The organism is Bacillus sp. GC_Bacil_1, assembly GCF_026540675.1.
GTDB classification, from domain to species: domain Bacteria; phylum Bacillota; class Bacilli; order Bacillales; family Bacillaceae_G; genus Bacillus_A; species Bacillus_A cereus.
Window position 1 is genome coordinate 1 of record NZ_JALNUG010000038.1, and the last position, 8383, is coordinate 8383.

Genomic DNA, 8383 nt, shown 5'->3' on the forward strand with positions numbered 1-8383 from the left:
ATGCTTTCATACCTCTATCAATTGCATTTTTAACTCCTTCTAAATAAGAAAATCCATATTTTTTATCTGGCTCTAAGTAAGTTCCTTCAGCCCACTCATTCCATGCGTTAATAAATAAAAACTCGCTGTTATAAAAAGAGTAAGTACGATGAATTTGCTTGCTTAAATATATGGTGAACTTTTCAGGGGTAGAACCTACAAAGATGCTGCTATTTGCGTTTTTACGTCGTGCAGTATTATCCCAATCAACAAAAGCCCCAGGAAATGTTTTTTTCTTTGGGAGCGATCGTTGTAATATATACATCCATACTTTATCGTAGTCCCAAACATTCAATTGCATATCAGAATCATATATGACCTTATTTATGTCTGAAGAGCTATCATGGGCAATTGTATAGAAAGGTTCAAACTGAATGCTAGCATCGAATCCATTTATATTAGGTAGTGGAAAACTGTTTAATGTTTCAGCAAAGTATATGCCTTTTAAACCATTTTCTCGCGCTAATGCATTCCAGTAATTAAGCATTTTTTCACAATCAGGAATATGTCCTGGACGATAAATAATGAATAGAGGTTTATCATCTATATAAATATATCTCTCATCTTGGAAAGCCTGTAATAAATAATCAAAGTGTTCCTTCCAATCAGATATATCTCCGTAATCTTGAGGCATTAATATATGTTTATCGAGACCATCCCAAGATTTTGTCCATGGTTCATTTGCCCAAGAAAGACAAAAAGGGAAGTCAGGTTCCTTCATCTTTAGTACGTCATTAAAGGGTGTTTCTAATAGTCTTTTTCCCTTAAACCAATAATGATAATAACAAAAACCATATATACCGTATGCTTTAGCGATTTCTGCTTGCCACTTTCTTACGGAGGGGCTAGTTAAGTCATAATAAAAATCTTGATAAGGTTCCCTCGGTTGATAATGTCCTGAAAATAAAGGGCGTGCACTTTTAGTATTTGTCCATTCAGTAAATCCTTTCCCCCACCATCGATCATTTTCTTTAATTTGATGGAATTGTGGTAAGTAAAAAGCGATTATTTTCAAAGTATATCCCCCTCATGTTTTTCGTAGTTCAATTGTTGGGAAGGTATTCTTGATTTGGTGGAGCAATTTTAAAACAAGAGATATGTTAGCTGTTTACTGCTTTTTTATGGTATGTATTGAATTTGTTTTTACAGCTTACTTAATAAGAGAGTATTAGGTAATTTGATATATAGCTGAAATAGAAAGTGCTTTTCGTCATGAAATTAAGTGTATTACGTTGAATAAAAGGAATTAAATTTTTTGAAGGACAAAGAGGGCTTGAGGTAATCGATTTACATCATCAAAAAAGTCTTGTAGCTTTAAATATTTCTCATAATGATTTTCAATATAAGTCCTAGGTATAACGGTTTCTCCGTAAAAACTACTATTTCTAACATCCCCTGCACCAGTAGCGCTGTGGACAAATTTTCCGTTTTCATAATCCGAGATAGCGCGATGTATATCTGGAAAAGCTTGAGATAAAGTTTTATGCCATCCTGTTTGAATTAATTCAGGATGTTCGTGGAATTGTTGACAAAAATCAAGAAAATAGCGCGCTTGTGTTGTTGCGATGAAAATTCCACCAGGGCGAAGAACTCTTGAAAATTCTTTTATCCAATTTTCAGCAGTTTCTTCGGATAAATGTGAGAATACAGAATAAGCGAATATGATATCTAATGAATTGTCACTAATAAATTCTACAGGGGGATGTGGACTTGCTGTTTTATATATCCCTCTTCCTAGTGTTTCATTACAAAGTGTGATCATCGCAGGATCCACATCAATGCCAAGTAAATTTTGATCAGAAGCATCTTTAAATAAGAAGCGTATAATTCTTCCCCATCCGCAGCCGAAGTCTAAAACTTTACTTTCTTTATTCACGGGAACACCTAAATTCTGGGCGTATTGTTTTATATAGCTATAAAATAAATATGCTTCATAAAGAGCATGTTCATAGGAAGCACCTACAAATTGTTTTTGAATTTCTTCAGGAGGAAACCTAGGTACGGGAACCCCATTTATCGTTGTTTGGGAACAACTTTGTATAAATAAATTTAGAAGTTCAACATCAGATAGTGAATTAACAAGATCATCAAAATCACTTCCTAACTTAAAGTTATGCATTTGTCAAACCTCCGAATTATATAGTGATTAAACCTTATTTTCTTGCTTTTTACTAATAAAAACATGTAAAAATTCAGCATCTAACCCGAGTGATCTATCCTTTTGTAAATAAACAATGGTATACATATTTGTGTGTGTATAAATATATTCAATCATATCCTGCCCCCAATCGAACGTTACTAAAGACCCATTCTCATCAATAGGGTTTCCGTGATAAATGGGCTCTTCAATATATTCAATCACCTCTTTATTCAATCTTGCTCTTTGCACAGTTTTTGTGAGTGTATGATACCAAGGGACAGTAAATACATGAGCGCCGCCAGGTTTTAATACTCGTTCTATTTCTTTAAAGGCTTTGTTTGGCGTCATTACATGCTCAAAAACGTCTTGAGTAATGAATAAATCAAAAGATTCATTTTCAAAAGTCATGTCTTCTAAGTTCTCACATCTAATTCCTTGAAAGTATTGGCCAAGAGGATAGTTTTTAAAGTATTGAGAATATGTATAGTTTTTACAGTTTTTTAATAGTAGCTGAGTTGTAATTCCTCCAGGAGAGGATTCGTGGATACTATAGGAATCCCATTTTGGAAAAAATGTGTGTAAAGTATGGATTAAAGCTCGCTGCCTTGGGATAGAGTTACATGTAGAACATAAATAATGATCTCTAAGCCAATCATTATGCTCTATAAATGTAGCTTTCTTTTCGCAAATAACGCAGTACCCATTATTGTGTTTCAAATTGATTTCCACACGACATCACTCCTATGTTACATGCAATCTATTTATGGAAAGTATGATACACGTCAACAATCGGCGAAATCAAAGGGAATAGGTGAAAGTTAGGTATCTCTTAAAATAGCGATTAGGAAAAGAGAATAATCAGTCGAAGAGAACCCGACTCGAATTAAAGTTTCACTTTATGCTATGCGATGCATTAGCTTTTATTCATAGAAAAATGTATAGACTTAAAGTATCCCTCTCGTGTATGGGTACATTTCAAAGTCCTGTGCATATATTTCTGTAACTAAATCCATAGTTTCTTTATCATAAAAGCTTTCGTATGTTGGAAATCGTGGGAAGGCTTCATCTGTAATGCTAAGTTCTGCATAGCTCCCTGCATAAATCATCTTGTGGGCGCGATGATGATCTGAATTTGTAAGAAGTGCTAAATTGGATTTTATCAAATCGTACGTGTGTTCCAGTTTGGTGATTTGTGCATTAAAATCTTCTAAAGGAATATAACATTGGATGAAGTTTTCTTCACCAGGGACGTATTGTTGGCTAAAATGTATATCTATTGCTAGGGAATTGGAACCAAATACCTGAACGTAATATAAAAATTGTTTAAATGATATTCCTTGATTACTATATTTATCATTATAAAAATAATGACGGATACTTTCCCATTGGGGGCTAGCGTATGGATTGTCAGCAAGTAATAGAAATGAGCTGACAGCCCTTGTATAGGGATTTCGCACAAGTTTACAAACATCCTTTTTACCTTCTAGAAGACCATTCTGTAACTCTGGTATGTAATTTATATTGTTCTTATACACCCAGAATTCATAGTAATGAATAAAGTCATTGTATTTCTTTGCTTCAGTAAATAATCCAATTTGAAAAAAGAACCAATTAGCTAATGCGGTGCATCCGCTTCTGTGACTCCAAAATAGTATAAGGGGAAAGTCTTTATGGTAATGCGGAATTCGGTCTTTATGTAGAATTACATGATTTAAAAGCTCTTGATTTATATTTTTCATGAGTTTCGCACTCCTTTTTTTGAGAACCTTGTGTATGTAGAAGTTTTTTTATGGGTTAAACAAGTGAGGATTGTTTATTAAATATATTCATGGGGATGAGTAAATATTATGAGTGTTTTTGCAGTCAATCTGAATAAGGAAGTTCTTCCAAAATGAAAATAGAAAATAAAGATAATGAAAATTTATAACAAACATACAATGGTAAGAAGATGAATAATCGAAATGATCCAGTTTATTTGTGTATGTTTTTAGGTTTGACGATGGGAAAAATTTATTACTAGAGAGATGATATTATGAGGAAGAATAATTATTTAATAGTAGGTGGAAATAGTTTCATTGGTATCAACCTCGCATTGGGTTTATTGAAACAGGGGCAAAATGTAAAAGTATTTTCCAGGCATATAAATAATTTTCCTCAAAATATTATAAGTGAAGTTGAATTTATTAAAGGTGATTTAGAAAATGTTGAGGATATATATAAGGCTTTAGTGAATATAGATATTATTATTTATTTAGCTGCGACGTCTAACGTAGCAACTTCAATTGAAGATGTTTTCGGCGATATTAATAGCAGTTTATTTTTTCTTAATTTCATGGAAAGTGTTAAAGATTTTCGTATTAAAAAAATTATATTAGCTTCTTCGGGAGGCACAGTTTATGGTGAACCTGAATATTTGCCTATTGATGAGAAACATCCATTAAGACCACTTTCCCCGTATGGAATAACAAAAGTTTCGCTCGAGAATTATTTGTATTTTTATAAGAGAAAATATGGAATAGATTATGTTGTATGTAGATATTCTAATCCGTATGGAAAATACCAAAACCCCTTAAAAAAAGTTGGGGCGATAAATTGTTTTTTGTATCAGCATCTCAGTAATGAAAGGATTAATATATATGGGAATCCAGAGGAGATTATTAGAGATTATATTTATATCGATGATTTAGTTGAAATTACTATACAACTAGCACAATTAAATCAATTGAAATCTTGCGTATATAACATAGGGAGTGGCAAAGGTCTTTCTTTAAAACGAATTATTGTGGAACTAGAGAAAATAACAGAAAGAAAAGTGGATTTTATCTGTTATAAACAAAAACAAGAGAACGTCCAAAGAATCATTTTAAATATTGATAAGATAAAACAAGAATTGAATTGGGAACCTAAAATAGATTTTAAAAATGGGATTAGATTAAATAAGCTATGGATTGAAGAGTTCTTATATAGTAAAAAATAATAAACCACACTCTACTTGTATTTAAGCAGAGCGTGGTTTATTATTTTACTTCTTTTTCTATTACCCAAAGGTCTTGATGTTCCCACCAAAATCCTTCAGTATACTTTTTGATGATTGGGTTATAGGGCAATAATTTAATTTTGTCACATACGTAAGAGGGGCTAACTATCGTTTGTCCGTACTGATTAACATCTAAATCGAATTGTTCACTAGAAGAGAGAAACCAATAGCCCTGTTCGTTTAAATTTGGAAACCCGAAATATTTTTTACTTTGATAGCCATGGGTTGTGAAAATGAATAAACCACCAGGTGAAACAGCGTTATACAATGTTTGAAGCCAACGAAACCAAGTTGTATCAGGCATATGAGAAAAAAAGGATAGACAAAAAACAATATCGTACGTAGAGGAGTCTAATTTTAACTGTTCGGGCTCAAGATGAGATAATATAGAAGGATTATTTAATTTGTTTTCAATAAAGGAAATGGCCTCTTCGTGTATATCACAAGCGGTTATACTCAAATTCGCTTGTAGATTTAATAAATGACGTGTTACGCAGCCGTATCCAGATGCAAACTCTAACAATTTGATTGGATTGCCTGTAGGAGGATAAAGGGAAGTGATTAAGTCTAAGAGTATTTGTGCTGAGTTTTGCCCGTCTTTAAAATAGTAATCTATCGCTTCTTTTTTTGATGGGAAAACGGGATTAGTGACAATGAACTGAAAGATATGATCCTCAGGATGGATACTTGCATTTACATTGTAGCTGTGTGCGATTTGAGAAATTAAATCTTTATGTTCCTCTATAAAGTCTTTCAAAGAGTATTCCCCCTTAAATAATAGTATCGCCTTACAAGAGATATTGATGGCAGAGAAAGCATACGTTTAAATTTTTAAGTATGCTTTAAGATACTTTCTATATGTATACATTTTCATTTTAGAAATGTCATCGATAGTAAAGCTTTCTTTAATGAAATTTTGCATTTGCACAACTTCATTGTAATGGGAATATGAATCTTCTGTTCTTGTTACACTATTTAAATGTCGTCTATGATAGTTTAGGGGGGCTGGATTGAAGTAAATATCTCCCTCTGTAAGAAGAGAAACATAGAAGAACCAGTCACCAGCTATTTTGAACTTTTCTAACTGTTTTTCTGTTTTCTTCATATCTATATTTTTAAAAACTACACTCGAGACATTAGGTATAGTGTTTTTGATAAGTAACGTATCTTGTATTTCGTCGACGCCTTTTCGAAAATAGGGGGCTTTCCATTTCTCTTCATCGATATCATTTGTGTAATTTAAATAATGATTAGCCAATACATTTCCTTGTTCGTCTATTTGTTTTGATTGTGTGTAGCTTAAGGCAATATTGTTATTTATATAAAACCCCTGCATCACCTCTTGTAAAAATGTCTTATCGCATAAGTCATCGGCCTCTGCAATCCAAATATAATCACCAGTTGCTGCAGTGACGCCTTTTATCCATTGTTTAAATACAGAACCAGAGTTTGTATCATTAATAACCTGTTGAACCTTCAGATGGATCTTATTTTCTTTTGAGAGCAGTTCTTTAAATGTTGATACGCTATGATCAGTGGAGGCATCGTCTAAGAAAATTAGTTCGTAAAGAGGGTAGGTTTGGTTTAATATTGATTCGATTCGATCAGGTAAGTATTTTTCATAATTATAGTTTGGTATGATTACGCTTATCTTTTTGTAATTATGTTCGAGAAGATCTAGTAATTGATAAATGTAAGTAAGAAAATTGAAGTTTTTTTCGATAAGTTCTTGGCCAAAGCTTCCCTTTTGTAATCGTAATCCCTCATCATGAATAAATTCATATATTTTTTCTAGCATTTTGGGTAAATTTAAAAAGTCTACTAAGGCACCAGTTTTTTCTGTAACAACATCCTCAAAACCTCCAGCATTTTTAAACCCTATAACAGGAAGTTTTGCATCTAATGCTTCTAAAACAACATTTGGAAAAGGATCTTCCCTTGAAGTTAATAAGTATAAGTCAGCTCCGGCGTTATATAATCCGATATCGGGAGTAGGATCGATTACTGTGAAATGTGCTTTATATTTAGGGGGCAGTGTATTCAGGAATTGAACGTCTGTTCTCCCTACCCAAATAAAATGAATATCCTTGTGAGTCTTTCTTACTGAGTAAGAGATAAGTGAGAATAGATCGATTCCTTTTCGATAATCTGCGAAGCCTACACCCAGGATGATTTTGCTATCTAGAGGCAGGTTAAGCTTCTTACGTAACTCATTTCTAGCTTTTGCGATATTATTCTTATAAGGATTGTGGTTAAACAAACCTTGAGGGAGAATGTGACATTTTTGAGGATCCAATTCAGTGATTGTACGAAATTTTTCTTGTACGTATTGTGAAGGGAAAACAACTTTGTAAGCAAATTCAGCGATGTTTTTAGCTTTCCCTTCAGCAGAGTACTGTTGTATTAAATGCGGTAATTCATGTATTAATGAAACAACTTTTATATTGTGTCTAGCTAGTAATGCGACGATATCGCCACTTATGACAGTGCTACATATGGCGAGGGTAAAATCCTGTGATAATAAATCCTTTATTAATAATTCGACCTTTTCTTTTGTTTGATAATCTTGCTCGAGACAATAAACAGGACCGTACTTTTGGAAATCGGGAATTAAAATACCGGATCCAATAGAAATAATTGCAACAGAGTAATCAAAGTTTTCTTTAAGAGCCTTAATAGTATGTAAAGAAAGTAGCTGTGCTCCGTGGAAATGGGCATCATGGGATACATAAATTATCTTTTTATTAACATGCATTTCATAACGCCTCCTAAGTTTATTAGATTTCTTTTCCTTTTTGTTGATTAAAGGTAAAGAAGAGAAATGTTTTATATATAATCCCCTAGAGATGAGTAGAAGGGGGGCGTACTAAAAGAAAAAATATTATCCTTAATATATATTTACTTGGTCTCGCATTCATTCTTTAGAAAAGTATTAGTATTAAGTTAGAGAGTGTAGTCTGCAGATTGTTAGTTTGAATACATACGTTTATGAAGTTCTAAGGATGTGTTAGAAATTAAGAGAGGGCAAAGTTTTTATAATTTATAAAATAAAAAAGATAAAAAGTATTGACGATTGATCTACAGGGGTGTAATATAGGACAAGTCGCCGATGACATTAACGTCGCAAGCGACAAACGAAATGAAAAACTTAGTTGACATTAACTAAT

The 8383-nt window shown here is 32.8% G+C and carries 7 protein-coding genes; 1 reads left to right on the forward strand and 6 read right to left on the reverse strand.

The genetic code is table 11. The annotated features are described in order from the left end of the window. The 4 genes from OXT04_RS29225 to OXT04_RS29240 form a co-directional block, all read right to left on the reverse strand. A partial coding sequence (locus OXT04_RS29225; protein WP_267418931.1) for a glycosyltransferase WbsX family protein occupies positions 1-1054 on the reverse strand: 1054 nt, incomplete at its 3' end. Positions 1055-1285: 231 nt separating this feature from the next. Beyond that, positions 1286-2158 carry a class I SAM-dependent methyltransferase gene (locus tag OXT04_RS29230; protein ID WP_267418932.1) on the reverse strand — a complete coding sequence of 291 codons (873 nt, stop codon included), beginning with the start codon at positions 2156-2158 and terminating at the stop codon, positions 1286-1288. 27 nt (positions 2159-2185) lie between these two features. Continuing rightward, complete coding sequence (locus tag OXT04_RS29235) at positions 2186-2908, reverse strand: class I SAM-dependent methyltransferase (protein ID WP_000405127.1); 723 nt, start codon at positions 2906-2908, stop codon at positions 2186-2188. 215 nt (positions 2909-3123) lie between these two features. Next, positions 3124-3918: a sulfotransferase family 2 domain-containing protein gene (locus OXT04_RS29240; protein WP_267418933.1), complete on the reverse strand. Its 795-nt coding sequence runs from the start codon at positions 3916-3918 to the stop codon at positions 3124-3126. Between the two features lie 293 nt (positions 3919-4211). On the opposite strand from OXT04_RS29240, the gene OXT04_RS29245 reads away from it, so the two are divergent. Continuing rightward, positions 4212-5156: an NAD-dependent epimerase/dehydratase family protein gene (locus tag OXT04_RS29245; RefSeq protein WP_001230828.1), complete on the forward strand. Its 945-nt coding sequence runs from the start codon at positions 4212-4214 to the stop codon at positions 5154-5156. A gap of 40 nt (positions 5157-5196) precedes the next feature. Here OXT04_RS29245 and OXT04_RS29250 read toward each other — a convergent pair whose 3' ends face one another. Beyond that, positions 5197-5973: a class I SAM-dependent methyltransferase gene (locus tag OXT04_RS29250; protein ID WP_065229657.1), complete on the reverse strand. Its 777-nt coding sequence runs from the start codon at positions 5971-5973 to the stop codon at positions 5197-5199. Positions 5974-6039: 66 nt separating this feature from the next. Beyond that, entirely contained in the window at positions 6040-7971 is a 1932-nt protein-coding gene (locus OXT04_RS29255) for a glycosyltransferase (RefSeq protein WP_078994984.1), read from the reverse strand. Between the last annotated feature and the right edge of the window lie 412 nt (positions 7972-8383).